The following is a 26,402-nucleotide window of genomic DNA, read 5'->3' as shown; positions in this document are numbered from 1 at the left end:
TGCCGGCCGCCCTGTTTTCTAGTCTGCGGGGAATCCCATGAAACTACTCGTCGTCGGTTCCGGCGGCCGCGAACATGCGCTGGCGTGGAAGCTCGCGCAGTCGCCGCGCGTCCAGATGGTCTACGTCGCACCCGGCAATGGCGGCACGGCGCAGGACGAGCGCCTGAAGAACGTCGACATCACGGCGCTCGACGAACTCGCCGATTTCGCGGAACGCGAAGGCGTCGCGTTCACGCTCGTCGGGCCGGAAGCGCCGCTCGCGGCCGGCATCGTCAACCTGTTCCGCGCGCGCGGCCTGAAGGTCTTCGGCCCGACCCGCGAAGCCGCGCAGCTCGAGAGCTCGAAGGATTTCGCGAAGGCGTTCATGAAGCGCCACGGCATCCCGACCGCCGAGTACGAAACGTTCTCCGACGTGGCCGCCGCACATGCGTACATCGACGCGAAGGGTGCGCCGATCGTCGTGAAGGCCGACGGCCTCGCGGCCGGCAAGGGTGTCGTCGTCGCGATGACGCTGGAAGAAGCGCACGAAGCCGTCGACATGATGCTGTCGGGCAACAAGCTCGGCGACGCCGGCGCGCGCGTCGTGATCGAGGAATTCCTCGATGGCGAGGAAGCGAGCTTCATCGTGATGGTCGACGGCAAGCACGCGCTGGCGCTGGCTTCCAGCCAGGACCACAAGCGCCTGCTCGACGAGGATCGCGGCCCGAACACCGGCGGCATGGGTGCGTATTCGCCCGCGCCGATCGTCACGCCGCAGATGCATGCACGCGTGATGCGCGAGATCATCATGCCGACCGTGCGCGGGATGGAGAAGGACGGCATCCGCTTCACGGGCTTCCTGTATGCGGGCCTGATGATCGACAAGGAAGGCAATCCGCGCACGCTCGAGTTCAACTGCCGGATGGGCGACCCGGAAACGCAGCCGATCATGGCGCGCCTGAAGAGCGATTTCTCGAAGGTCGTCGAGCAGGCGATCGCGGGCACGCTCGACACGGTCGAGCTCGATTGGGACCGCCGCACCGCGCTGGGCGTCGTGCTGGCCGCGCACGGTTATCCGGACGCGCCGCGCAAGGGCGACCGCATCAACGGGATCCCGGCCGAGACCGAACAGGCCGTCACGTTCCATGCAGGCACGACGCTCGACGGCGACAAGCTGACGACGTCCGGCGGCCGCGTGCTGTGCGTGGTCGGTCTCGCCGATTCGGTGCGCGAAGCGCAGCAGCATGCGTACGAGACGATCAACCAGATCAATTTCGAAGGCATGCAGTACCGCCGCGACATCGGCTTCCGCGCGCTCAACCGCAAGAACGCTTGACGTCGCGATCGCCGCCCCGCCCTCGTGCGGCGGCGGCTCCTCTGCCGGGGTTCGTTAGAATGCCCGGCAGGGGCCTTTTTTACGGCCCCCGCTTCGGGTGGGGGCACCCAGTCCAGACATGACCGATTCGACCTACGACGTAGCGCGCGTGCGCACGTACCTCCAGGGCCTGCAGACACGCATCGCCGACGCGCTCGGCGCGCTCGACGGCACGCCGCTCGCGACCGACGCATGGCAGCGCGGGCCGGCCGAACGCCTGCGCGGCGGCGGCTGCACGCGGATTCTCGAAGGCGGCCGCGTGTTCGAACGCGCGGGGATCGGCTTTTCCGACGTCGCGGGCGATGCGCTGCCGCCGTCGGCGAGCGCGGCGCGCCCGCAGCTCGCGGGCCGCGGCTTCGAGGCGCTCGGCGTGTCGCTGGTGCTGCACCCGCGCAATCCGTATTGCCCGACCGTGCACATGAACGTGCGGATGCTGATCGCGACGAAACCGGGCGAGGAGCCCGTGTTCTGGTTCGGCGGCGGCATGGATCTGACACCGGTTTACGGTTTCGAGGACGACGCCCGGCATTTCCACCAGACCTGCAAGGATGCGCTCGACCCGTTCGGCGTCGAACTCTATCCGCGCTTCAAGAAATGGTGCGACGAGTATTTCTTCCTGAAGCACCGCAACGAGATGCGCGGCATCGGCGGGATCTTCTTCGACGATTTCTCGGAGCCCGGTTTCGAACGCTCGTTTGACATGATGCAAAGCGTCGGCGACGCGTTCCTGCAGGCCTACCTGCCGATCGTCGAACGGCGCGCCGAGCTGCCGTACGGCGAGCGCGAGCGCGACTTCCAGGCCTACCGCCGCGGCCGCTACGTCGAATTCAACCTCGTGTTCGACCGCGGCACGCTGTTCGGCCTGCAAAGCGGCGGCCGGACCGAGTCGATCCTGATGTCGATGCCGCCGGTCGCGAACTGGCGCTACAACTGGCAGCCCGAGCCGGGAACGCCTGAAGCGCGCCTGTACAGCGACTTCATCGTGCCGCGCGACTGGGTCTGACCCGCACGCGTGCTGCTTCAAGAAAAGGACGCGTTTCTGGACACCACCGCCCGCCCCGCCCCGCTGCCGCGTCGTATCGGCTTGCTGGGCGGCACTTTCGACCCGATCCACGACGGCCATCTCGCGCTCGCGCGCCGGTTCGCCGAACTGCTCGGCCTGACCGAACTCGTACTGCTGCCCGCCGGGCAGCCGTACCAGAAGCGCGACGTGTCGGCCGCCGAGCATCGGCTCGCGATGACGCGCGCGGCCGCCGGCTCGCTGTCCGTGCCGGGCGTGAGCGTGACCGTCGCCACCGACGAGATCGAGCACGCCGGCCCGACCTACACGGTCGAGACGCTCGCGCGCTGGCGCGAGCGGATCGGCCCGGACGCGTCGCTGTCGCTGCTGATCGGCGCCGACCAGCTCGTGCGCCTCGACACGTGGCGCGACTGGCGCAAGCTGTTCGACTACGCGCACATCTGCGTGTCGACGCGCCCGGGTTTCGACCTCGGCGCGGCGCCGCCGGACGTCGCGCAGGAAATCGCCGCGCGGCAGGCCGGCGCCGACGTGCTGAAGGCCACGCCGGCAGGCCGTCTGCTGATCGATACGACCCTTTCGTTCGACATTGCCGCGACCGACATCCGCGCCCACCTGCGCGAATGCATCGCGCGCCACGCGCAAATGCCCGACGCATCGGCCGAGCATGTACCGGCCGCCGTATGGGCCTATATTCTTCAACATCGCCTCTACCATTCCTGAATCCATGGATATTCGCAAACTGCAGCGCGTGATCGTCGACGCCCTCGAAGACGTCAAGGCGCAAGACATCAAGGTGTTCAACACCAGCCACCTGACCGAACTGTTCGACCGCGTGGTCGTCGCTTCGGGCACCTCCAACCGCCAGACCAAGGCGCTCGCGTCGAGCGTGCGTGACAAGGTCAAGGAAGCCGGCGGCGACATCGTCAGCTCCGAAGGCGAAGACACCGGCGAATGGGTGCTCGTCGACTGCGGCGACGCGGTCGTGCACATCCTGCAACCGGCCCTGCGCCAGTACTACAACCTCGAGGAAATCTGGGGCGACAAGCCCGTGCGGATGAAGCTCGGCGGCGGCAAGGGGAACGGCTTCGCCACGGCCAGCGAAGGCGGCGAAGACGAAGAGGAAGAGGAAGCCGCGCCCGCACGCCCGGCGCGCAAGACGGCCGCCCGCCGCCGTTGAGCCCCGAGTCGCTACGCCTCTCCCGATGAAGCTTTTCATCCTTGCGGTCGGCCACAAGATGCCGGGCTGGATCGCGTCCGGCTTCGACGAATACACGAAGCGGATGCCGCCCGAGCTGCGCATCGAGTTGCGCGAGATCAAGCCCGAACTGCGTTCGGGCGGCCGCAGCGCCGAAAGCGTGATGGCGGCCGAGCGGCAGAAGATCGAGGCCGCGTTGCCGAAGGGCGCGCGCCTCGTCGCGCTCGACGAGCGCGGCCGCGACTGGACCACGATGCAGCTCGCTCAGGCGCTGCCCGGTTGGCAGCAGGACGGCCGCGACGTCGCGTTCGTGATCGGCGGCGCCGACGGGCTCGATCCGGAGCTGAAAGCGCGTGCCGATACGCTGCTGCGCATCTCGAGCATGACGCTGCCGCACGGGATGGTGCGCGTGCTGCTCGCCGAACAGCTTTACCGGGCGTGGAGCATCACGCAGAATCACCCCTACCACCGCGCATGACGTGTCGTCCTCGAGACGCACGCCACGTGCGCACACCGAGATAACGACACCATGCCGTCCAGCACGCCCCCCGCGCTTTTCCCGTTCCTTTACCTCGCTTCGCAAAGTCCGCGCCGCCAGGAGCTGCTGCAGCAGATCGGCGTACGCTTCGAACTGCTGCTGCCGCGCCCCGACGAGGACGCCGAGGCGCTCGAAGCCGAACTGCCCGGCGAGGCCGCCGATGCTTACGTGCGGCGGGTGACCGTCGCGAAGGCCGAAGCCGCGCGTGCGCGCCTCGTCGCGAGCGGCAAGCCCGCCGCCCCCGTGCTGGTTGCCGACACAACCGTGACGATCGACGGCGCGATCCTCGGCAAGCCCGCCGATGCCGCCGACGCGCTCGCGATGCTCACGCGCCTCGCGGGCCGCGAACATGCGGTGCTGACCGCCGTCGCCGTGATCGACGCGAGCGGCGAACTGCTGCCGCCCGCGCTGTCGCGCTCGTCGGTGCGCTTCGCGGCAGCGTCGCGCGACGCGTACGCACGCTATGTCGAATCGGGGGAGCCGTTCGGCAAGGCCGGCGCGTACGCGATCCAGGGGCGCGCCGCCGAGTTCATCGAGCGAATCGACGGTTCCCATTCAGGTATCATGGGTCTGCCCCTTTTTGAGACCGCGGCGCTATTGCGCGCCGCGCGTGTCGCCTTCTGAATCCCACCATGAACGAAGAAATCCTGATCAACCTCACGCCGCAGGAAACGCGGGTCGCACTCGTCCAGCAAGGCGCGGTGCAGGAGCTTCACGTCGAGCGCACGCTGTCGCGCGGGCGGGTCGGCAACATCTATCTCGGCAAGGTCGTGCGTGTGCTGCCGGGCATGCAGTCGGCGTTCATCGACATCGGCCTCGAGCGCGCGGCGTTCCTGCACGTGGCCGACATCTGGCACCCGCGCCTCGCCGGCGAGCCGCAATCGAACACGCCGCACCAGCCGATCGAGAAGACCGTGTTCGAAGGCCAGACGCTGATGGTCCAGGTGATCAAGGATCCGATCGGCACGAAGGGCGCGCGGCTGTCGACGCAGGTCAGCATCGCGGGCCGCACGCTCGTCTACCTGCCGCAGGAGCCGCATATCGGCATCTCGCAGAAGATCGAGAGCGAGGCCGAGCGCGAGGCCGTGCGCGCGCGCCTGACGGCCGTGATCCCGCCAGACGAGAAAGGCGGCTACATCGTGCGCACGATCGCCGAGGACGCAACCTCCGACGAGCTGGCCGGCGATGTCACGTACCTGCGCAAGACCTGGGCGACGATCGTCGCGCAGGCGCAGCGGTTGCCGGCGACGAGCCTGCTGTACCAGGATCTCGATCTCGCGCAGCGCGTGCTGCGCGATTTCGCGAACGACGACACGACGCGCATCCAGGTCGATTCGCGCGAGACGTACCAGCGCCTCTCCGAATTCGCGTCCGAGTTCACGCCGGCCGTGAGCGCGAAGCTGCACCACTACACGGGCGAGCGGCCGCTGTTCGACCTGTACAACATCGAGACGGAGATCCAGCGCGCGCTGTCGCGCCGCGTCGACCTGAAGTCGGGCGGTTACCTGATGATCGACCAGACCGAGGCGATGACGACGATCGACGTGAACACGGGCGGCTATGTCGGCGCGCGCAACTTCGACGACACGATCTTCAAGACCAACCTCGAGGCCGCGCACACGATCGCGCGGCAGTTGCGGCTGCGCAACCTCGGCGGGATCATCATCATCGACTTCATCGACATGGAGAACGCCGAGCATCGCGACGCGGTGCTGTCCGAACTGAAGAAGGCACTGTCGCGCGACCGCACGCGCGTGACGGTCAACACGTTCTCGCAGCTCGGGCTCGTCGAGATGACGCGCAAGCGCACGCGCGAATCGCTCGCGCACGTGCTGTGCGAGCCGTGCCCGACCTGCCAGGGCAAGGGCCAGGTGAAGACGTCGCGCACCGTGTGCTACGACATCCTGCGCGAGATCCTGCGCGAGTCGCGGCAGTTCAACCCGCGCGAATTCCGCGTGATCGCCGCGCAACAGGTGATCGATTTGTTCCTCGACGAGGAATCGCAGCATCTCGCGATGCTGATCGACTTCATCGGCAAGCCGGTGTCGCTGCAGGTCGAGTCGAACCTGAGCCAGGAGCAGTACGATATCGTGCTGATGTAACGTTCCGTCCATCCGCCGCCGGCATCGCCGCGCGGCGCTTCGATGCGGCACCCGGGCCGCCCGCGACGGCACCCGCTGCCGCCTTTTTCTACTACCCTTTTCGCATTCAACGCACACCATGAGCCAAGGCCACAACCGCCGCCAGCGCAAGAAACTCCACATCGGCGAATTCCAGGAACTCGCGTTCAACGCCACCGCGCATTACCGCAACGAGATGTCGGACCTCGAACGCGGCCAGCTGATCGACGCGTTCATCGACTTCGTCGAAGCGAACGGACTGCTGACGGTCGCGTCGGCAGACGAAGGAATCGGCGCTTACGTGATTTCCGGCGCACCGCGCGGCACGACGACCGACGCCGACCGCGAACTCGTGCGCGGCTGGCTGGCCGCACGGCCGGAACTGACCGACGTCAAGGTCAGCGAATTCACCGACGCGTGGTACCCGGAAGCCTGAGCTTCCGGTTTCACGCCCCTCGCGCAGCGCCCGCGCCTGCCCGCCGCCACGGCGGGCGAGGCCGGCGCCGCCCCGTTCCCTCCCCCTCCGCCGTCGCGCGCCCCCCGCCACCCACTCACACGATTCGCGCCGCGATCCCTTCCTTTTCCCGACAGTCCGCCTCCAGCAAGCCATCGAAATCGGTCCTGAAAGCAAGACACGTTAAACTCTCACCTCGCGTGGTGCGCCGCCCGCACCCGCCATCCATCGCCAGCCGCGTGCCCTCGTGCCGCCCCCGACCCATGGAGTGAGTGTCAATGAGCGGCGGACTTCCGTTTCCCGCATCCCGCAAGTCGTTGCCGTCCTCGACGGTCTTCCTGATTCTCGCCGCCGCCGCGCTGCTGTCCGGCTGCGGCCTGCTGCCGGTCCAGAATCCGCCTGCGCCGATCAGCGAGGCGCTCGTCGAGCCCATCGAGGAAACCGCCGGCGAACCGCTGACGATGCCGCCCGTGCCCGCACCGACGCACCCGGGGGAACCGGAGGCGCCGAAGAAGCCGCACCGCGAAGTCGCGCGGCCGAAGCCCGTGCAGCGCCCCGAATCGCCGACACCGCCACCGCCGCCGCCCCCGCCGATCGTCGCGACGCGCCCGCTCGACCGCACCCAGATCCATGCGTTGCTCGACAGCGAAGTCGCGCGCCGCAACGGCAAGGTGATCGGCCGCGCGGTCGACATGGTGACCGACGCGAGCGGCAAGCCGCGCGAGATGGTCGTCAACCTGCAGGGCTTCATGGGTGTCGGCGACCGCAAGGTCATCTTCCCGTGGAACGTGTTCCGCTTCACGCCGGGCGGCAAACAGGAGCCGATCGTGCTCGACGTGCCGTCGGGTGACCTGCCGCCGGCCGCGCGGCCCAAGGCCGTGCCGCTGTCGGGTTCGGCCGCTGCCTCACCGGCGACGCGACTGCCGTTGCTCGACAGCGACGTCGAGCGCCCGAACGGCACGAAGATCGGCCGTATCGTCGACGTGCTGATCGACCGCGCATCGCAGCCGCAGGCGGTCGTGCTCGACCTCGGCGGCCTCGTCAATACCGACCGCCGTTCGATCGCCGCGAGCTGGGGTGCGCTGCGCTTCGTCACGCGCGACAAGGCGCTGCGTCCGCAGCTCGACCTGAACGACGCGCAGATCAAGGCGTCGCCGCCCTACGCGGCCGACAAGCCGATCGTCGCGGTTTTCCCGCCCGTTGCCCCGGCACCGGCTTCCTCTGCGAGCGCGACCCGATGACGATCAAGCATTCCGTCAGCGTACGCAGTCTGCGGTCCCTCGACTGGCTCAACTTCTTCGTTGCAAACGTTCAAACCGGGTTCGGTCCGTTCATCGCGTCCTACCTCGCGTCGCACAAGTGGACGCAGGGCGAGATCGGCATGGTGCTGTCGATCGGCACGATCAGCGCGATGGTCAGCCAGGTGCCGGGCGGCGCGGCCGTCGATGCGCTGAAGAACAAGAAAGGCGCGGCCGCGTGGGCGATCGCGGCCATCATCCTGTCCGCGGTGCTGCTCGCGTCGAGCCCGACGATCGTGCCGGTGATCGCCGCCGAGGTGTTCCACGGCTTCGCGAGCTGCATGCTCGTGCCGGCAATGGCCGCGATCTCGTTCTCGCTCGTCGGCCGCGCCGACCTCGGCGACCGGCTCGGCCGCAACGCGCGCTGGGCGTCGATCGGCAGCGCGGTCGCGGCGGGCCTGATGGGGCTCACCGGCGAATACTTCTCCGCACGCGCGGTGTTCTGGCTAACCGCCGTGCTCGCGCTGCCCGCGCTGTTCGCACTCGCGATGATCCAGCCGACACACGAGGTGATCCCGCAGTCGTCGAAGCCCGACGACCACGACGAAGCCGGCGAGCGCGAAACGCTGCTCGAGCTGCTGCGCGATCGCCGGATGCTGATCTTCGCGGCGTGCGTCGTGCTGTTCCACCTGTCGAACGCGGCGATGCTGAACCTCGCGGCCGGCGAAGTCACGGCCGGGATGGGCGAGAACGTACAGCTCGTGATCGCCGCGTGCATCATCGTGCCGCAGGCGATCGTCGCGATGCTGTCGCCGTGGGTCGGCCGCTCCGCGCAACGCTGGGGGCGCAGGCCGATCCTGCTGCTCGGGTTCTCGGCGCTACCGGTGCGCGCGCTGCTGTTCGCCGGCGTGAGCAGCCCCTACCTGCTGGTGCCGGTGCAGATGCTCGACGGCATCAGCGCGGCCGTGTTCGGCGTGATGCTGCCGCTGATCGCGGCCGACGTCGCGGGCGGCAAGGGACGCTACAACCTGTGCATCGGGCTGTTCGGGCTCGCGGCCGGGATCGGCGCGACGCTCAGCACGGCCGCGGCCGGCTACGTCGCCGATCACTTCGGCAACGCCGTGAGCTTCTTCGGGCTCGCCGGCGCCGGGGCGCTCGCGGTGCTGCTGGTCTGGCTCGTGATGCCCGAAACGCGCGTCGAGAACGGTGACGCAGCCGCCGACGAACCGGCCGCCGCATCGCCCGAACAGGCGCGCTGACACCGGCGCGCCGCCGTTACCCGCTTCTTGGCCAACGCATGATGGATACGATCAGGACACTCAATGAAGCCCGCCAGCAGATCCAGCAGTCGATCTTCGATCTGTTCAAGGGCCTGTCATTCAGCGAACGGCTCGCGCAAGGCGCGTGGATGGCGCTGCAGGCCGTGTGCGGCGCATGCCTCGCGTACGCGATCGGCCGCGCGCTGCACACCGAGCAGGCCGTGTGGGCGTCGATCACGGCGATCGCCGTGACGCAGCACAACTACTCGGACACGATGTCGCTGTCGCGCGACCAGTTCATCGGCGCGATGGTCGGCGGCGTGCTCGGCTTCGCCGGCGCGGCGCTCGGCGGCGACCGCCTCGTCGCGTATGCGATCACCGTCGCGGTCGTGATCGTCTGCTGCTGGTGCCTGAACGTCGGCAGCGCGGCACGGCTCGGCGGCGTGACCGCGACGATCGTGCTGCTGTTTCCGGGCAACGGCCCGCTGTGGGACATTCCGCTGATGCGGCTCGGCGAGGTGACGCTCGGCACCGTGTGTGCGCTGGGCGTGTGCTGGGTGATGTCGAAAATCGAGCGCCGCTGGTTCCGCCACGCAGCGGCAAAGTGACACGGTGAACCGGCTGCCCGGCACGGATCGCGGCATCGCGATCCGTGTCGGGCAGCCGGCCAGGTCAGTCACCGATCCGCAGCACGATACCGGAGCCGATCTGCACCAGCAGGTGATCCCCGCCGACGCCGACCCATTGATAGCCGCGCGGCGGCGGACTCAGGTGATAGCCGCGCCAATCGTCGATCACATACTGGCGATCGCGGAACTCGGGGGGAAGCCGGTCGCCCTTGTGCCACTCGCGGCGCGGCTGGTCGGCCCAGCGCGGCGGCACGTCTTCCTCGTGGTGCATCTGGCCCGGCGGCATGCGTTTCGGACCATGGCCGTGCTGCATGCCGTGGTCGTCGCGGTTGTCGTGATCCTGTGCCATCGCGGCCGGCGCGGCGAAACCCGCCGCGATCAGCACCGCCAGCATCATCCCGTGCATCTTCTTCATCGTGCCTTCCCTCCGTGTTGTCACGTCGAACGAAACCACTCGGACTACCCGATGAAGACTAGCACACGGCATCGCGCGGCCGCGTGACCGGGTGTTACGCCGCTTGCTGCTGGTACTGGATCCGGTGCAGGTGCGCGTAAAGGCCGCCGCGGCGCAGCAATTCGTCGTGGCTACCCTCTTCGACGATCTTGCCGGCCTCGAGCACGAGGATGCGGTCCGCACGCTCGATCGTCGACAGCCGGTGCGCGATCACGAGCGTCGTGCGGCCTTCCATCAGCCGTTCGAGCGCGGCCTGCACGTGGCGCTCCGATTCCGAGTCGAGCGCCGACGTCGCTTCGTCGAGGATCAGGATCGGCGCGTCCTTGTAGATCGCGCGCGCGATCGCGAGCCGCTGGCGCTGGCCGCCGGACAGCCGCATCCCGTTGCCGCCGACGAGCGTGTCGAGCCCGTCGGGCATCGCGGCGACCGCATCGGCGAGGTTCGCAGCCTCGAGCGCGGCCTGCACGCGCGCGCGATCGGGCGTCTGCCCGTACGCAACGTTCGCGGCAATCGTGTCGTTGAACAGCACGACGTCCTGGCTGACCATCGCCATCTGGCCGCGCAACGCGTGGAGGTCGTAGTCGGCAACCGGCACGCCGTCGACCAGGATCGCACCGTCGGTCGGGTCGAAGAAGCGCGGCAGCAGGTTCACGAGCGTCGTCTTGCCGCTGCCGGACGGGCCCGCGAGCGCGATCATTTCACCCGGCGCGACCTTGAACGAGATGCGGTCGAGCGTCGGCCGCTCGGCCGCGCCGTAGTCGAACGACACGTTGCGGAACTCGATGTCGCCGCGCGCCTGCGCCAGCGGCCGGCCGCCGCCCTGCGGTTCGGCCGGTTCGTCGATCAGCCCGAAGATCAGCTCGGCGGCCGTCATCCCGCGCTGGAGCGGTTGGTTGACGTCGATCAGGTGCTTGAGCGGCGAGATCACCAGCAGCATCGACGTGACGAACGCGACAAAGCCGCCGACCGTCGTCTGGTCGTTCGACGACTGCACGACCGCGATCGTGATCACGACCGCGAGCGCGATCGACGCGAGGAACTGCGTAAGCGGCTGCGCGAGGCCGCCGGAGATCGTCATGCGCATCGCGTAGCCGCGCAGACGCTTGCTCATCTGCGTGAAGCGGCCCATCTCGTACGCTTCGCCGTTGTGCACCTTGACGACCTTGTAGCCGCCGACCGTCTCCTCGACGATGTACGACAGCTCGTTGGTCAGCGTCTGGTGCTCGCGGTTCAGGCGGCGCAGGCGGCGGTTGATCTTGCTGACGAGCCAGCCGATGCCCGGCAGGATCACCGCGACGATCAGCGTGAGCCGCCAGTTCAGGTAGAACAGGTAGCCGAGCAGGAAGATCACCGTCAGCGAATCGCGCACGAGCGTGACCATCACGCCGGTCAGCACCGACAGGATCTGGTTGACCTCGAACACGATCGCGTTGATCACCGTGCTCGCCGTCTCGCGCTGGAAAAACGACGCGCCAGTGTGCAGCATCCGCTGGAACATCTCGAGCCGCAGTTGCAGCAGGATGCGGTTCGACACGTAGTTGAGCAGGTAATTCGACGCGTACTGCGACACACCGCGCACGAGCGCGAGCCCGATCACGGCCATCGGCACGTACCATTTCGCGCGATCGCTGCCGTGCGAGCCGAAGCCGTGGTCGAGGAGCGGCTTGAGCAGCGCCGGGATACCGGCCTCGGTGGCCGCGACGACGCCCATCGTCATCACGGCGAGCACCACGATGCCGATCAGCGGCCGGATGTACGGCCACAGGCGCTTGAGGACCGTCACGGGCGAGGTGCCCGTGCCGTCCATCGGTTTGCGAAGAGTGTTCTGGGTTTCCAAGGCAATCCTTCTTGAGCCGCGAAGCGGCGCCCGGACGTGACCGCCCGGGATTTCGCCCTGTCGGGCGGGTGCCGAAAAGGGCTCAACATTATAGCCGCACCGCCCCGACCGGCACGGTCATGGCCGATACGGGCGGCGGCCGAGCCGCGGGTATACTGCCGCTCACCGTTTTCTCCGCCTTTCCGACGATTTCATGGCTGAACCCTCCCTCGGCGTCGCCCTCATCGCCCTCAACGCGTCCGCGCGGCTTGCCCAGTGCCTTGTCGCGCTGTCGTTCGCCGACGACGTCGTCGTCATCGACGGCGGCAGCACCGACGATACCGTCGCGATCGCGCAGGCGCACGGCGCGCGCGTGATCGTCGAGCGCGACTGGCCGGGCTTCGGCCCGCAGAAGAACCGCGCGCTCGACGCGCTCGACACCGACTGGATCCTGTCCCTCGATACCGACGAAGTCGTCACTCCGGAGCTCGCGCGGTCGATCCGAGACACGATCCGCGCGCCGGCCGCGCAGATCTATGCGGTCGACCGGCTGTCGAGCTTCTGCGGCCGGTGGATCCATCACAGCGGCTGGTATCCGGACTGGATCCCGCGCCTGTTCCGGCGCGGCGCCGCGCGCTTCTCGGACGATCTCGTGCACGAACGCCTCGTGTTCGATGGCGCCGCGCAACGCCTGTCCGGCAAGCTGATGCACTACTCGTACGAGGATTTCGAAACGGTGCTGCGCAAGCTCGACGCGTATTCGACGGCCGGTGCGCGCCAGCGCCGCGCGGCCGGCCAGCGCGGCGGCTTCGGCAAGGCGCTCGCGCGCGGCGCCTGGGCGTTCGTGCGCACCTACGTGCTGCGCCGCGGCTTCCTCGACGGCCGCGCCGGCTTCATGATCGCCGTGTTCAATGCGGAAACCGTGTACTACCGCTTCCTGAAGCTCGGCGACCAACGGCCGCGCTGAGCGCCCGCCCGGCGCGCGGCCGGCCCGGCGTTACAATGCCGGGCTGCCCGCGCCGCGCGCGCCCGCCCGACCGGCGGCGCCACGCGCCGCCCGCCACGACGACTACCGAATCCGACCGCCATGTTCTCCATCATCATTCCGACCTGGAACAACCTGCCGTACCTCAAGCTCGTCGTCGACAGCCTGCGCCGCCACTCCGCGTACGACCACCAGATCATCGTGCACGTGAACGACGGCTCGGACGGCACGCTCGACTGGGTGCGGAGCGAAAGCATCGAGCACACCGCGTCGCCGACCAACATCGGCATCTGCCACGCAGTGAACTGGGCCGCCGCGCGCGCAACGCGCGACTACGTCGTTTACATGAACGACGACATGTTCTGCTGCCCCGGCTGGGACACGGCGCTCGTGCGCCGCATCGAACAGATGCCGACCGATCTCTTCATGCTGTCGGGCACGATGGTCGAGCCGGTCGACACGCGCAACCCGTGCGTCGTGGTCAGCAATTTCGGCCGCGACGCCGCACATTTCGACGCGGCGGGCCTCGTCGCGGCGGCCCCGAAGCTCGTACGCGCGGACTGGCTCGGCTCGACCTGGCCGCCGACGCTCGTGCACCGCGACTGGTGGAACCGGATCGGCGGCTACAGCAGCGAGCTGTCGCCCGGCATGAGCAGCGACAACGACTTCTCGATGAAATTCTGGGACGCCGGCTGCCGGATCTTCATCGGGGCCGGCGACAGCCTCGTTTACCACTTCCAGCAGAAAAGCACGGGCAAGATCGTCAAGAACGACGGTCGCCGCCAGTTTCTGAACAAATGGGGCATGACCCAGGCGACGTTCGACCGCTACTACCTGCATCGCGGCGAGCTGGCCGGCACGCGCGTCGCGCTCGACACGCCGGCCGTCGAAGGGCGCCTGAAGCGCGCGCTGCTGCGCTCGCGGATCAAGCGCGCGCTCAGCTGATCGAGCCCCAAAAACGACACGGAAACGCGCGCTGCTTCGCGTATACTCTGCGCCGTTCGTCCCGGATCTCCTGCCGGGACGCGCGGCACGATGTACGCAAGCCGCATTCGTCCATTCGACAGGTTCCGATGCTTTCGTTTTCCGCTCCCGCCTCGCGGCGCCTGACCGCCGCCCGTGCATTCGCCGTTGCCGCACTCTGCATGGTGCCCGTCTCGACCGCGTTGACCAATGTGTTCTGCGGGCTGTTCGCCGCCGCGCTCGTGATTTCCCCCGAATTCTGGCGCGACCTGCGCTCGTTCGTCACCGACCCGGCCTCGCTCGCGGCGCTGCTGATCCTGGCCGCGCTGGCCGCCAGCGTCACCTATACGGTTGCACCGCACAACAAGGCGTGGAACTGGGTCGCCAAGTACGACAAGCTGCTGCTGCTGCCGTTCGCCGTGCTCGCCTTCCGCCATTCGAACTGGGCGCCGATCGTGCGCCGTTGCTGGTTCGGCACGCTATGCGTGATCCTGCTGCTGTCGACCACCAATTATCTCGGCCTGACCGCGATCGGGCCCGCGCACGCAACCGAACTGCCGCTGTCACGCGCGTGGGTGTTCAAGAACCACATCGCCGCCGGCATGTTCGGCGCGCTGCTGTTCTACCAGGCGGCCGATCTCGCGCTGGCGGCCCGCACGACGCTGTCACGCGCCGCGTATGCGGGCGTCGCCGCGTGGTCGCTCGTCAACGTGTTCGTGATGCTGCAGGGACGCACCGGGCAGGTCATCGCGCTGCTGCTGATCCTCGTCGTCGCCGTGCGTTTCGTGCTGTTGTTGCGCCAGCAGTCGGCGCTGCGCGCAGGGCTCGCCGCCGCCGTGTTCGCGCTGGCAGGCATCGCGCTCGTGGTCGCCGCGTGCACGGTCCACAACGGCCGGCTCGTGAAGGTCGTGACGGAAGTCCAGCAATACCGGCAGAGCGACGCGGCGACGTCCACCGGGCTGCGCCTCGAGTGGTACAAGAAGGGGCTCGAGCTGTATCGCCAGCACCCGGTGATCGGCTATGGCGCGGGCGGCCTCGAGACGGAGTTCGAGAAGCTCACGGCCGGCAAGACGGCAGCCGAAGGCCAGCTCACGTCGAACCCGCACAATGAATACCTGCTGATGGCCGTGCAGCTCGGCTCGGTCGGCCTGCTGCTGTACATCAACCTGATCGTGCAGATCGCACGCGGCAGCCGCACGCTCGATCCGCGCTCGCGACATCTGCTGCTCGGCTGGCTCGCGATCTTCGCGATCGGCAGTCTCGCCAATTCGCTCTTGCTCGATTTCGCAGAAGGGCACCTGATCGTGCTGCTGACCGGCATCCTGCTCGGCTGCGGCGAGCGCACCGAGGCGCTGCCGCGCGAAACGTCGGCGATCCGGCGCAGCGCGTAACGCGCAGCGGCCTACGCTTCGCCGGCGGACGGCTTCGGCCACCTCGGCGTTCGCCATCTTCGAAGGAAACCGGCCGTGCGGCCGGCTCGTCGCAAGACAAGCCGCCTGTAACCGGCAGGAAACGCGCGTTGCCCGCGCGTCAGTCGGATCCCGTGCGATGCAGTCGCGACGTATCGACGACGACTTCGGACGGGCCCGGCGGATGCAGCCCGAGCATCTCGGCCGCCGCGATTTTCACGCGCTGCGCACCGAGATTGACGAGGCAGTCGCTGCGGCTGTCGACCTTGCGCTCGCAGCCCTCGTGCCGGCACGGCACGCAATCGCCCTCCCCCTGCAACAGCCACACGTTCCCGTGCCGACCCGAGCCGCGCAGCGGCCACGGATTTTCGGCGGCCGGCCAGTGCTGCGGCCACGGCCCCCAGCGGACGGGGTCGGACGGGCCGAACAGCGCGATCGTGTCGGTGCCGGTCGCGGCCGCGACGTGCGTCGCGCCGGTGTCGGGCCCGATGAAAAGCCGTGCGCGCCGCACGAGTTCGGCGCTTTCGCCGAACGTCAGGCGGCCGACCAGGTTCAGCACGTCGCCGCCCGCTTCGGCCGCAATCTGCTCCGCATACTCGCGCTCGCTGTCCGCCGGGCCACCCGACAGCGCGATCGCGAAGCCGTGCTCGCGCAGCCAGCCGATCATCTCGACCCAGCCGTCGAGCCGCCATTGCTTGTAACGGAACATCGGATACGGATGCAGGACGACCAGCGGCTTGCCGGCGCGGATCGCCGGCGATTCGGCAAGCCACGCGTCGAAGCGCGCGCGCCGCGCCGGATCGTCGCCGATGCCGGGCGCAACGACCTCGGACACCGGCTCGATGCCGATCACGGGGGCAAGCGCGAGCGTGCTGACGACCGTATGCGCGGATTCGTGGTGATTGATCGCGATCCCGTTCAGCATCATTCGCGTGAGCCACGTCACGCGGTTCGGATCGACGAGGCCCACCCGCTTGCGGCCCGCGAACCAGCTGTAGAAACGCGGCCGGTCGGAACTCAGCGCCGCGCATGCGAGATCGTAGCGTCGCCACATCGACAGCGCGTCGCGCAGTCGCTCGCGGAACCCCGCGCGCTGCGCGACGACGATCACGCGCCGCACGTCCGGATTGTGCTCGAGCACGCCTTCGGTGCCGCGAAACACCAGCATGTCGATCTGCGCTTCCGGCCAGCGGGCCTTCAGCGAACGAACGAGCGGCGTCGTCAGCAGCACGTCGCCGATACGACGCGGCGCGGCGACGAGGATGGTTCTGGGCGGGCGGGCGGAAGAAAACAGGGCCACGGCGATGGGTGTGTCTGGCTGAACAAGGCTGGCAATGTACAGGATTTTGCAGCAGCCGGCGCGACATGGCGAATCGGCCGCGCGGTTGCCCTGATACGGCCCCGCTCGCGAGCTGCGGCGCGGCAGGCGCACCGCGCGCCCGTGGCGTACGCGGTGCTTGCAATGCCCGTGGTGCTACGAAGCGACGGTCATGATCACCGGCGTCGCAGCGGCAGCAGCCGGCCGCGCGTGTGCCGCGTCAGCCAACGGTTCGTCGCGATGGGTGGCCTGCGGCAGCAAATGATTTGCCGCACGCTCGACCGCGTCGACGCCGATCGCGTCGACGGTCGCACCGGCGCGCAGGATCACATGCGGCACACCGAGCGGATGCCAGCGCAGGTATTTCTCGGGACGGTCCTCGAACAGCGCGGCGACGGGCACGCCGAGCGCCGATGCGAGATGCACGGGGGCGCTATCGGCGGAGACGATCACATCGAGCAGGCTCGCCGCGGCCACCAGCTCGGAGACCGACGACGGCGCGACATGGCGCGCGCGCACGTCGCGCCACGAGTCGTCCTCGGGGGCATGGCCGACGGCCGGGTCGCGGAACACGATCACGTCGGCGCGCGGCGCAAGCCGCTCGGCGAGGTCACGCCAGCGATCCGCCGGCCAGCGACGCTCGGCCGCCTTGTTCGTCACGAACAGTCCGACGCGCGGCTTCGTGCGCGCGCCGAGCAGCCGATGCCACGCGTCCTGCAGCGCACGGTCCGGATGAACCGACAACGCGAGGCGGTCGACGTCGGCGCGGCCGAGTTCGGGTACCAGCCGGAAACCCGACAGCGCCTCGTGGCACATCGGCCGCTGCGCGACATGATCGGGCTTGCGATCGTCGAATTCGGTCTCTGCATCGTGCCAGCGGCAATCCTTCGCACCGATCTGGCGCGCGAGCTGCACGCTGCTGCGATGCATGCCGCCGTTCGGCACGACCACGAGGTCGAACCGCAAGCGACGCAGGCGGCGCACGAGCCGCAGCCGGTCGAAGAACGCGCGCATCCGCCCGGGACGGTCGTTACGCTCGCATTGACGGCTATAGACGTAGGTGTGGATCAGGTCCACGTCCGGGTTTCCGGCCAGCGCGGCCGCGTTGTAGCGGTTCGCGACCACATGGAGTTCCGCGCCGGGCCAGCGCTCCTTCAGCGCGCGGAGAAACGCCGTTGTGCAAAGCATGTCGCCCAGAAAATCAATCCGGATCACGAGGATCCGCTGCGTCGGGTTCCCATTGGCCATGGTCATGTGGTGACTGTCAGTTTTTTGTCGTCGCGACGGGCCATTCCACCGCATCCGGTTCCGGGATGGCCTGGTCGCATGTCGCCGATCGCCGCGCGGATCCGCCCCCGTTTATGTGCGCGATACCGGCGCCACCCGCCGGACAGCCGGCTGTCAGCGCCGCGTTCGTGCGGCCAGCGCCGGATTGTATAGCGTCCGGATGGCCAGCCCAAGACCCGTCTGCGTGAACATGCAAACGGCCCGTCGCACCGCACGATGGCGATGCGACGGGCCGCATGGTGCGACAGCCGCCCGGCTAAGGCGCGATCAGTACGTGATTTCGACGACGCTGCCGTCGAACGTCGCACGCAACTCCGCGAGCAGCACGTCGCTCGGCTTCACGCGCCATGCGTCGCCGAGGCGCATTTCACCCTGTGCCCGCGCGTTGCTGTAGTGGATCTGGACCGCGAGCCCGTTCGGCAGCGGCGCCTGCGGGCGACGACCGCCATCGCGCCCGCCGCCGCGCGGCGCCGGCGCTTCGACCACGTTCACCGCCGCCGGATCGTCCTTCGACACGTGCGGCTCGAGCACGCGTCGCAGCGCGGCCGCGTCGGCGTTGCCGTTCATCGTCAGCCGCACGGCCTGCGCATAGCGGCTGCGCGCGCGTTCGAGATCCATCACGGTATCGGCCGTGAAGCGGATGCCGCCCGTGAACGCATCGTTGCGTGCCTGCCCCTGCACGATCAGCAGCTCATCTTCCTTGAACAGCGCCTTGTTCGCCTCGAACTGCTCGTTGAAGATCGTGATCTCGCACTGGCCCGAACCATCGTCGAGCAGCGCGATCAACATCTTGCCGCGCTGGGTCATCTGCGTGCGCAGCGACGCGATGATGCCGGCCACGAGCTTGTCGCGCCCCTCCTTCAGGTCGCCGACCTTCTGCCGCACGAAGCGGCGGACCTCGTCGCGATACGCGTCGAACAGGTGGCCGGACAGGTAGAAGCCGAGCGCGCCCTTTTCTTCCTGCAGGCGGCGCTTGTCGTCCCATGCGGGCTCGTCGACGAGCGCATGCGCGTGCGGCGACTCGGCACCCATGTCGAACAGGCCGGCCTGCATCGCGTTCGCCTCGGCCTGGTCGGCCGCTTCCATCGCCAGCGGCACCGACGCGATCAGCTGCGCACGGTTCGTGTTCAGCGAATCGAACGCGCCGGCACGGATCAGCGCCTCGACCGTGCGGCGGTTGACCACGCGCCGATCGATCCGCTCGCAGAAGTCGAACAGGTCGGTGAACGGCTTTTCCTCGCGGGCGCGCAGGATTTCCTCGATCGCGTTCTGGCCGCTGCCCTTCACCGCGCCGAGACCGTAGCGGATCGTGCGCGAACGCTTGCCATCGGCTTCGGCGACCGGCTCGAAGCGGTAATGCGACTGGTTGATGTCGGGCGGCAGCACGGCGAGGTTGTTCACGACGCAATCGTCGAACAGGATCTTCACCTTGTCGGTGTCGTCCATCGCGAGCGTCATGTTGGCCGCCATGAATTCGGCCGGATGGTGCGCCTTCAGCCATGCCGTGTAGTACGCGAGCAGCGCATAGGCGGCCGCGTGCGACTTGTTGAAGCCGTAGCCCGCGAACTTCTCCATCAAGTCGAAGATCTCGTCGGACTTCTCGCGCGTGAGGCCGTTCTTCGCCGCACCCTCGGCGAAGATCTCGCGGTGCTTGACCATCTCCTCGGGCTTCTTCTTGCCCATCGCGCGACGCAGCAAGTCCGCGCCGCCGAGCGAGTAGCCGCCGATGATCTGCGCCATCTGCATCACCTGCTCCTGATAGACCATGATGCCGTAGGTCTCTTTCAGGACGGGCTCGACGCGCGGATCCGGATACTCGACCTTCTCGCGGCCGTGCTTCCGTGCGCAGAAGCTCGGGATCAGGTCCATCGGGCCCGGACGGTACAACGACACGAGCGCGATGATGTCCTCGAAGCGGTCGGGCTGCGCATCCTTCAGCATGCCCTGCATCCCGCGGCTTTCCAGCTGGAACACCGCGACCGTATTGGCCTTTTTCAGGATCTGGAACGAGGCGGGATCGTCGAGCGGCACCTGCGCGAGCGACCAGTCGGCCTTCGACGGATCGAGGCGGCGGATGTAGCGCTCGGCCCAGTCGAGGATCGTCAGGGTCGTGAGACCCAGAAAGTCGAACTTCACGAGGCCGACGGCTTCGACGTCGTCCTTGTCGTACTGGCTGACGACGCCGCCGTCGTCGCCCTGCGTATACAGCGGACAGAAATCGGTCAGCTTGCCGGGCGCGATCAGCACGCCGCCCGCGTGCATCCCGACGTTACGCGTGAGGCCCTCGACGCGCTGCGCGAGATCGAGCAGCTGGTGCACCTCGTCCTCGTGGTCGTAGCGCTCCTGCAGCTGCGGCTCCTCCTTCATCGCGTCGGCGATCGTCACGTGCTTGCCCGGCTTGAACGGGATCAGCTTCGCGACGCCGTCGGTGAACATGTAGCCGAGGTCGAGCACGCGGCCGATGTCGCGCACGGCCGCCTTCGCGGCCATCGTGCCGAAGGTGGCGATCTGCGACACGGCGTCCGCGCCGTACTTCTCCTTCACGTACTGGATCACGCGGTCGCGGCCGTGCTGGCAGAAGTCGATGTCGAAGTCGGGCATCGACACGCGTTCCGGGTTCAGGAAGCGCTCGAACAGCAGGTTGTAGCGCAGCGGGTCGAGGTCGGTAATACCGAGCGCATACGCGACCAGAGAACCGGCGCCCGAGCCGCGGCCCGGGCCGACGGGCACGCCGTTGTTCTTTGCCCAGTTGATGAAGTCCGCGACGATCAGGAAGTAGCCGGGGAAGCCCATCTTCGTGATGGTCCCGCACTCGAATTCGAGGCGCTTGTAATACGTGTCGCGCTGCGCTTCGCGTTCGGCTTCGGCCGGATACAGCTGCGCGAGACGGGTCTCGAGCCCTTCCTTCGACAGCTGGACCAGGTAGTCGTCGAGCGACATGCCGTCGGGCGTCGGGAACAGCGGCAGTTTCGGCTTGCCGAGCTCGAGCTTCAGGTTGCAGCGCTTCGCGACTTCGACCGTGTTCGCGATCGCCGACGGCAGGTCGGCGAACAGCGCAACCATGTCGGCCTGCGTGCGGAAATACTGGTCGGTCGTGAAGCGCTTCTGGCGCCGCGGGTTCGCGAGGATGTCGCCTTCCGAGATACACACGCGCGCCTCGTGCGCGGTGAAATCGTCGTCGGTCATGAACTGCGTCGGGTGCGTCGCGATGACCGGCAGCTTCAGCGCCGCGGCGAGCGTCGCGGCCTGCTGGATGTACGCCTCGGCGCCCGGCTGGCCGTAACGCTGCAGCTCGATGTAGAAGCCGCCCGGGAACACCTTCGCCCAGCGCTCGGCGTGACGGCGCGCGGCTTCTTCGTTGCCCGCGGCAAGCGCGAGCCCGATGTCGCCCTGTTGCGCGCCCGACAGCGCGAGCAGCCCTTGGGCGAGCTCGCCGTCGAGCCAGCTCGCGTCGAGTTCCGCACGGCCGCGATACTGGTTCGTGAGCCACGCCTTCGACAGCAGCTCGCAGAGATTCAGGTAGCCGACCTTGTCCTTGACGAGCAGCAGCAGCCGCGACGGCTTGTCGCGGTCGTCCGGATTGGCGATCCAGACGTCGCAGCCGGCGATCGGCTTGATGCCCTTGCCGCGGGCTTCCTGGTAGAAACGGACGAGGCCGAATGCGTTGCCGAGATCGGTGAGCGCGAGCGCGCCCTGACCGTCTGCGGCCGCCGCCTTGACGATGTCGTCAATACGCACGATGCCGTCGGCAATCGAGAATTCGGAGTGAACGCGAAGATGGACGAAGCGGGGATCTGACATGGGCGCTATTGTAGCCGCCCCGCCGCGCAGCCTGCCCAAAAAATCCCCACGCCGGCCATTCGGCCGATGCACGCGACCGCACGTCGCGCGGCTGGCCAAACGGCTGGATGCCGGCCTGCGCGCGGTTTGCGGGATAATACGGTTTTTCGAATCAACGCCCCGGCTTCGCACCCCTTTTTTGCGGGCCGCCGTGCGGCCGTTTTCCCGTCGGACCATCATGACCATCGTCAACCTCGCCGCCTACCACTTCGTGTCGCTCGACGCGAACGAGCACTGGCGCCCGCTCGTCACCGCCCGCTGCAACGAACTCGGCCTGCGCGGCACGATCCTGCTCGCGCCGGAAGGCATCAACCTGTTCGTCGCCGGCACGCGCGAAGCCACCGACGCGTTCATCGCGTACCTCCGCCACGATCCGCTGTTCGAAGGCAAGTTCGCGTCGCTGCAGTTCAAGGAAAGCCTGTCCGACTCGCAGCCGTTCCGCCGCATGCTCGTGCGCCTGAAGCGCGAGATCATCACGATGAAGAAGCCGGCGATCAAGCCGGAACTCGGCCGCGCGCCGTTCGTCGACGCGCAGACGCTGAAGACGTGGCTCGACCGCGGCCACGACGACACGGGGCGCCCGGTCGTGATGCTCGACACGCGCAACGCATTCGAAGTCGACGTCGGCACGTTCGACGACGCGCTCGACTACCGGATCAACAAGTTCAGCGAATTCCCGGAAGTGATCGACGCGAACCGCGCCGACCTCGAAGGCAAGACGGTCGTGTCGTTCTGCACGGGCGGCATCCGCTGCGAGAAAGCCGCGATCCACATGAAGGAAATCGGCATCGAGAACGTGTACCAGCTCGAAGGCGGGATCCTGAAGTATTTCGAGGAAGTCGGCGGCGCGCACTATCACGGCGACTGCTTCGTGTTCGACTACCGCACCGCGCTGAATCCGCAACTCCAGCCCACCGAGAACGTCACGTGCTTCGCGTGCCGCGCGGTCGTCACGCCGGACGCGCAACAGTCGCCAAGCTACGTGCCCGGCAAGTCGTGCCCGGCCTGCGCACCGGCAGCCAGCGCCGCGTAAGCGCGCGCGGCCCCGCGCCCCGATGAGCGCCTATCGCGGCCGCTTCGCGCCGTCGCCCACCGGCCCGCTGCATTTCGGATCGCTGGTCGGCGCGCTCGCGAGCTGGCTCGACGCGCGCGCGCACGGCGGCACATGGCTCGTGCGCATCGAGGATCTCGACGGCCCGCGCACGGTGCCCGGCGCCGCCGAGGACATCCTCGCGACGCTCGCGCATTTCGGCATGACGCCCGACGAGCCGCCCGTCTGGCAAAGCACGCGCGATGCCGCGTACACGGCCGCGCTCGAACGGCTCGTCGCGGCCGGGCTCGTCTATCCGTGCGGCTGCACGCGCAAGGAAATCGCCGATTCGCTGCGTGCCGCGCACGAGCGCCACACGACGCTCGCCTACCCCGGCACCTGCCGCACCGGCCTGCACGGCAAGCCCGCGCGCGCGTGGCGGCTGCGCGTGCCGGACGGCGACGATGCGATCGTCACGTTCGACGATCGCTGGCAGCACACGCAATCGCAGAACCTCGCGACCGAGGTCGGCGATTTCGTGCTGAAGCGCGCGGACGGACAATGGGCCTATCAGCTCGCCGTCGTCGTCGACGATGCCGATGCGCACGTCACGCACGTCGTGCGCGGCGCCGACCTGCTCGACTCGACCGCGCGCCAGATCCACCTGCAGCACTGCCTCGGCGTGCCGACGCCGCAATACCTGCATGTGCCCGTCGTCGTCGATGCGAACGGCGAAAAGCTCAGCAAGCAGACCGGCGCGGCCGCGCTCGAACGCGACGATCCGCTGCCGGCGCTGCAGGCCGCGGCCGCGCACCTGGGCCTCGCGCCCGGCGGCGCGCTCGCATGCACGACCCTCGATGCGTTCTACGCAGCCGCAACGGCCGCATGGGCGACGCGCTTCGGGCGGCAGGACGGCTAGCGCACGGCAGCTGGCGGCGGCCGCGGCGATCGGGCAGCGGCCGGATGCCGCTTGCATCGCCCGCCGCCTGCGCCCCGCCCCTCCCCCAATCAAACCGCAGCCCCAATGAAAAACGGGCACATGCTCATCGCATGCACCCGCTTTTCCTGCAGCGCTCGCGCGCTGCGTGTCACATCGGCCCGGCTTACACCGACGGCTTGCGCGGCATCCCGAACCCGCCGAGCAGTGCGGCGACCTGACGCTTCGGCCCCTTCTTCTCGGGCTGCTGCGCAGGCTGCGCGTCGTCGTGCTGCTTCGCCGACGCCGACGGCTCGTACGGCTTCAGGAAAAAATCGTCGACCGGCGCTTCGTGGCGACGGTGATGACCGCGCTCGGAACCGCCCGGCCGGCGCCCCGACGCGCCGCGATGCTCGTCGCGATCGCGACGGCCGCCTCGTTCGCCGCCCCGCTCGGCACCGCGCTCGCTGTTGCGATCGCCGCCGCGGTCGTTGCCGCGCTCGTCGTGACGATGGCGTGCGGGCTTGTCGAGCGCGAGCGTCTGCACTTCGAGCGGACGCTTGATCAGCTTCTCGATATCGGCAAGCTGCTTGCGCTCGTTCGGGCTGCACAGCGACAGCGCGTCGCCCGTCGCACCCGCACGGCCGGTACGGCCGATCCGGTGCACATAGTCTTCCGCACTGAACGGCAGGTCGAAGTTGATCACGGCCGGCAGTTCGGCAATGTCGAGGCCGCGCGCGGCCACGTCGGTCGCGACCAGCGCCTCGATCTCGCCGCGCTTGAACGCGTCGAGTGCCTGCATCCGCTCGATCTGCGTCTTGTCGCCGTGGATCGCCGACGCGACCACGCCGTCGCGCTCGAGATTGCGCGCAAGGCGGCTTGCGCCGATCTTGCTGTTGCAGAACACGATGACCTGCTTGAGGCCGCGATCGCGCAGCAACTGCACGACGGCCGCCTGCTTGTCGCCTTCGGCGACGTCGTAGACGATCTGCGTGACGTTCGCGTTCGTCGAGTTGCTGCGTGCGACTTCGATCGTCTGCGGGTTGCGCAGGTAGGTCGACGCAAGCTTCTTGATTTCCGGCGAGAAGGTGGCCGAGAACAGCAGCGTCTGGCGCTCCTTCGGCAGCAGGTTCAGGATGCGCTGCAGATCGGGCAGGAAGCCCATGTCGAGCATCCGGTCGGCTTCGTCGAGCACGAGGATCTGCACCTGGCCGAGATTCGCCGTTTTCTGCTGCACGTGGTCGAGCAGACGGCCGGGCGTCGCGATCAGGATCTCGACGCCGCGGCGCAGTTCGGCCATCTGCGGGTTCATGTCGACACCGCCGAACACGACCGCGCTGCGCAGCGGCGTGTGCTTCGCATACGCGTGCACGTTCGCGGCGACCTGGTCGGCGAGTTCGCGGGTCGGCGTGAGGATCAGCGCACGCACCGGGTGGCGCGCCGGAGACGCGCTCGTGTTGGCCTGCGGCAGCAGCCGCTGGATGATCGGCAGCGAGAAACTCGCGGTCTTGCCGGTGCCTGTTTGCGCGGCGCCCATGACGTCGCGGCCGGCGAGCACGACCGGAATGGCCTGCGCCTGGATCGGCGTCGGCGTCGTATAACCCTGCTCCGCAATGGCTTTCAGGATATCGGCGGCAAGGCCGAATTGATCGAAGGTTGCGTCGACGGGCTTGGCGACAGAATCGGACATGGTGGCGTTTCGCTCAAAAGGCGCGGCGGGGACATCGTGCGTCAGGCCAGCCGGGCCTGCGCTCATCACAATTCGGAATTAGACGGAGCCGCGGCGCGCCGCGCGGCGCCGCTCTGGCGCTTGGGACCGGTTCAATGCGAACGCTGGACGCCAGGCCGTGCGGACTCCGTTCGGCGCGAATGCCGACGGAAAGGGTCGTATTGTAGCACTGCGCAGCCATCTGTCCGTGACAACGCCGCGAACGGCCGCAACGGCGGTTCGCGCGGCGGGCCCGGGCAGGCCCGTGCGGCAGACGAACGACCCGATCGGCCTGCGGGTGATTTCAGGGGGCTGATCCCGGATCGTCTTGCGCGGTCGCCCGCTGCCAGCCCGCTTGCCGGGCTGTCAGGCCCGGGAGCCGGCCGCCGGCAGGCACCGGCCGCACGATCCACATTCCCGCCCGGCGCTCAGCCCTTCTTCTTTTTCTTCTCGACCTGTACGCAGTCACCCAGCAGCGGCGGCGCGTTCGGGTCGGCGATCTCGTCGCGCAGCGTCGCTTCCTTGCCCTTCGTCCACCACGTATAGCGGCCGGCCTGGTAGCGCGCGCCCGACGCCGACACGGTATCGACGAACAGCATCTGCCTTCCGTTGACCGGCACGAGCGCGAAGCTCTGGCCGTTGCCCGCGAGCCAGTACGACACGCGCACCGGTTGCTTCTGGTTCGCGCACTGGTAGACGGCGAACTGGCGCGAATCGGCGTCGATCTCTTCGACGGTCAGTTGCGCGGCATGCGCGACGGAAACGGCCGTGCCGGCGAGCGCGAGCGCGGCGAGGGTTTGGCGAATCATGCAGGTCCTCTCACGAGACGGGTGAAAACGCGCCCTCGCGGGGCGCGCGATTATTGCGG

Annotated in this window: 23 protein-coding genes; 16 read left to right on the top strand and 7 right to left on the bottom strand. The window is 68.3% G+C overall.

Annotated features, from left to right (window positions below):
- The first annotated feature begins 37 nt into the window (after window positions 1-37).
- The 11 genes from purD (at window position 38) to LGN17_RS23530 (ending at window position 9,787) form a co-directional block, all read left to right on the top strand.
- Entirely contained in the window at window positions 38-1,315 is a 1,278-nt protein-coding gene (gene purD / locus LGN17_RS23580) for a phosphoribosylamine--glycine ligase (protein ID WP_226198826.1), read from the top strand.
- Between the two features lie 118 nt (window positions 1,316-1,433).
- Window positions 1,434-2,357 carry an oxygen-dependent coproporphyrinogen oxidase gene (gene hemF / locus LGN17_RS23575; RefSeq protein ID WP_175034434.1) on the top strand — a complete coding sequence of 308 codons (924 nt, stop codon included), beginning with the start codon at window positions 1,434-1,436 and terminating at the stop codon, window positions 2,355-2,357.
- A gap of 9 nt (window positions 2,358-2,366) precedes the next feature.
- Entirely contained in the window at window positions 2,367-3,095 is a 729-nt protein-coding gene (locus tag LGN17_RS23570; protein ID WP_226198825.1) for a nicotinate-nucleotide adenylyltransferase, read from the top strand.
- Between the two features lie 4 nt (window positions 3,096-3,099).
- Complete coding sequence (rsfS, locus tag LGN17_RS23565) at window positions 3,100-3,552, top strand: ribosome silencing factor (RefSeq protein ID WP_175951104.1); 453 nt, start codon at window positions 3,100-3,102, stop codon at window positions 3,550-3,552.
- A 25-nt stretch (window positions 3,553-3,577) separates the two neighbouring features.
- Window positions 3,578-4,048: a 23S rRNA (pseudouridine(1915)-N(3))-methyltransferase RlmH gene (gene rlmH, locus LGN17_RS23560; RefSeq protein WP_011352746.1), complete on the top strand. Its 471-nt coding sequence runs from the start codon at window positions 3,578-3,580 to the stop codon at window positions 4,046-4,048.
- A 51-nt stretch (window positions 4,049-4,099) separates the two neighbouring features.
- Window positions 4,100-4,732: a Maf family protein gene (locus LGN17_RS23555; RefSeq protein WP_175971482.1), complete on the top strand. Its 633-nt coding sequence runs from the start codon at window positions 4,100-4,102 to the stop codon at window positions 4,730-4,732.
- 8 nt (window positions 4,733-4,740) lie between these two features.
- Window positions 4,741-6,210 (top strand): ribonuclease G, encoded by a 1,470-nt coding sequence (gene rng, locus LGN17_RS23550; RefSeq protein ID WP_175971483.1) that lies wholly within the window; start codon window positions 4,741-4,743, stop codon window positions 6,208-6,210.
- A gap of 118 nt (window positions 6,211-6,328) precedes the next feature.
- The gene (locus tag LGN17_RS23545) at window positions 6,329-6,664 is read left to right on the top strand and encodes a YggL family protein (protein WP_175951101.1); all 336 of its coding nucleotides are present in this window, start codon (window positions 6,329-6,331) and stop codon (window positions 6,662-6,664) included.
- Between the two features lie 296 nt (window positions 6,665-6,960).
- Window positions 6,961-7,923, top strand: coding sequence for a PRC-barrel domain-containing protein (locus tag LGN17_RS23540; RefSeq protein WP_226198824.1), 963 nt, complete (start codon window positions 6,961-6,963; stop codon window positions 7,921-7,923).
- Complete coding sequence (locus tag LGN17_RS23535) at window positions 7,920-9,179, top strand: MFS transporter (protein WP_175005482.1); 1,260 nt, start codon at window positions 7,920-7,922, stop codon at window positions 9,177-9,179. Before LGN17_RS23540 ends, LGN17_RS23535 begins: the two co-directional genes overlap by 4 nt.
- A gap of 41 nt (window positions 9,180-9,220) precedes the next feature.
- Window positions 9,221-9,787, top strand: coding sequence for an FUSC family protein (locus tag LGN17_RS23530; protein WP_226198872.1), 567 nt, complete (start codon window positions 9,221-9,223; stop codon window positions 9,785-9,787).
- A gap of 64 nt (window positions 9,788-9,851) precedes the next feature.
- Here LGN17_RS23530 and LGN17_RS23525 read toward each other — a convergent pair whose 3' ends face one another.
- Both LGN17_RS23525 and msbA read right to left on the bottom strand, forming a co-directional pair.
- Complete coding sequence (locus tag LGN17_RS23525) at window positions 9,852-10,223, bottom strand: RcnB family protein (RefSeq protein WP_226198823.1); 372 nt, start codon at window positions 10,221-10,223, stop codon at window positions 9,852-9,854.
- Window positions 10,224-10,317: 94 nt separating this feature from the next.
- Window positions 10,318-12,069 (bottom strand): lipid A export permease/ATP-binding protein MsbA, encoded by a 1,752-nt coding sequence (gene msbA, locus LGN17_RS23520; protein ID WP_226198871.1) that lies wholly within the window; start codon window positions 12,067-12,069, stop codon window positions 10,318-10,320.
- Window positions 12,070-12,292: 223 nt separating this feature from the next.
- On the opposite strand from msbA, the gene LGN17_RS23515 reads away from it, so the two are divergent.
- From LGN17_RS23515 to LGN17_RS23505, 3 genes are all read left to right on the top strand, one after another.
- The gene (locus LGN17_RS23515) at window positions 12,293-13,045 is read left to right on the top strand and encodes a glycosyltransferase family 2 protein (protein ID WP_226198822.1); all 753 of its coding nucleotides are present in this window, start codon (window positions 12,293-12,295) and stop codon (window positions 13,043-13,045) included.
- Window positions 13,046-13,165: 120 nt separating this feature from the next.
- On the top strand, window positions 13,166-14,008 hold the full coding sequence (locus LGN17_RS23510) for a glycosyltransferase family 2 protein (protein WP_226198821.1): 843 nt from the start codon (window positions 13,166-13,168) through the stop codon (window positions 14,006-14,008).
- Window positions 14,009-14,136: 128 nt separating this feature from the next.
- Window positions 14,137-15,417, top strand: coding sequence for an O-antigen ligase family protein (locus LGN17_RS23505; RefSeq protein ID WP_226198820.1), 1,281 nt, complete (start codon window positions 14,137-14,139; stop codon window positions 15,415-15,417).
- A gap of 139 nt (window positions 15,418-15,556) precedes the next feature.
- Here the strand turns inward: LGN17_RS23505 and LGN17_RS23500 are convergent, their stop codons facing one another.
- The 3 genes from LGN17_RS23500 to dnaE form a co-directional block, all read right to left on the bottom strand.
- A complete protein-coding gene (locus LGN17_RS23500; protein WP_226198819.1) occupies window positions 15,557-16,735 on the bottom strand; it encodes a glycosyltransferase family 9 protein in 1,179 nt (392 codons plus the stop codon).
- A 174-nt stretch (window positions 16,736-16,909) separates the two neighbouring features.
- Complete coding sequence (locus tag LGN17_RS23495) at window positions 16,910-18,001, bottom strand: glycosyltransferase family 9 protein (protein ID WP_226198870.1); 1,092 nt, start codon at window positions 17,999-18,001, stop codon at window positions 16,910-16,912.
- Between the two features lie 306 nt (window positions 18,002-18,307).
- Window positions 18,308-21,841 carry a DNA polymerase III subunit alpha gene (dnaE, locus tag LGN17_RS23490; RefSeq protein WP_226198818.1) on the bottom strand — a complete coding sequence of 1,178 codons (3,534 nt, stop codon included), beginning with the start codon at window positions 21,839-21,841 and terminating at the stop codon, window positions 18,308-18,310.
- Between the two features lie 217 nt (window positions 21,842-22,058).
- Between dnaE and LGN17_RS23485 the strand changes: the two genes are divergently transcribed.
- Window positions 22,059-22,913, top strand: a complete 855-nt coding sequence (locus tag LGN17_RS23485) for a sulfurtransferase (RefSeq protein ID WP_175951091.1) — start codon at window positions 22,059-22,061, stop codon at window positions 22,911-22,913.
- Window positions 22,914-22,935: 22 nt separating this feature from the next.
- The gene (gene gluQRS, locus LGN17_RS23480; protein WP_226198817.1) at window positions 22,936-23,829 is read left to right on the top strand and encodes a tRNA glutamyl-Q(34) synthetase GluQRS; all 894 of its coding nucleotides are present in this window, start codon (window positions 22,936-22,938) and stop codon (window positions 23,827-23,829) included.
- Window positions 23,830-24,013: 184 nt separating this feature from the next.
- Here the strand turns inward: gluQRS and LGN17_RS23475 are convergent, their stop codons facing one another.
- Together LGN17_RS23475 and LGN17_RS23470 are read right to left on the bottom strand one after the other, a co-directional pair.
- A complete protein-coding gene (locus LGN17_RS23475; RefSeq protein ID WP_226198816.1) occupies window positions 24,014-25,582 on the bottom strand; it encodes a DEAD/DEAH box helicase in 1,569 nt (522 codons plus the stop codon).
- A gap of 380 nt (window positions 25,583-25,962) precedes the next feature.
- Window positions 25,963-26,343, bottom strand: coding sequence for an MliC family protein (locus LGN17_RS23470; RefSeq protein ID WP_175951088.1), 381 nt, complete (start codon window positions 26,341-26,343; stop codon window positions 25,963-25,965).
- Window positions 26,344-26,402: the final 59 nt, after the last annotated feature.

The sequence above is a fragment of the Burkholderia sp. AU30280 genome (assembly GCF_020420125.1).
Lineage (GTDB): Bacteria > Pseudomonadota > Gammaproteobacteria > Burkholderiales > Burkholderiaceae > Burkholderia.
This window is presented reverse-complemented; position numbering and strand designations above follow the sequence as displayed.